Here is a 332-nt window from a genome sequence, read left to right as displayed (position 1 = left end):
TCCCAGTCCAGCTCGACCCCGTGCACATGTGCTTCGGCCAGGGAGGTGGTGAAGCGGCGGGCTTCGTCCTCGTCACGGCGCAGCGTCCCGAGTGCCACCGCGTCGCTGCCGGCGGCCTCGAACGTCTCCTCCAGGCCGACGGCCAGCACCGGGTGCGGACTGACCTCGACGAACACACTGTGCCCGGCATCCAGCAGAACCCGGGTCGTCTCCTCCAGGAGAACCGTCCGGCGCAGATTGGTGTACCAGTACTCGGCATCCATACCCGCCGTGTCCAGGAGTTCCCCGGTCACCGTCGAGTACAACGGCACCTGCGAAGAACGCGGCGACAG

1 protein-coding gene is annotated in these 332 nt (G+C 67.8%); it reads right to left on the bottom strand.

The window, feature by feature from the left end; translation table 11 throughout:
• The coding region (locus IE97_RS39060) for an acyltransferase domain-containing protein (RefSeq protein WP_037845512.1) at positions 1 to 332 on the bottom strand (332 nt) is incomplete at both ends.

This window comes from Streptomyces sp. NRRL S-455 (assembly GCF_000717875.1).
Lineage (GTDB): Bacteria > Actinomycetota > Actinomycetes > Streptomycetales > Streptomycetaceae > Streptomyces.
This window is presented reverse-complemented; position numbering and strand designations above follow the sequence as displayed.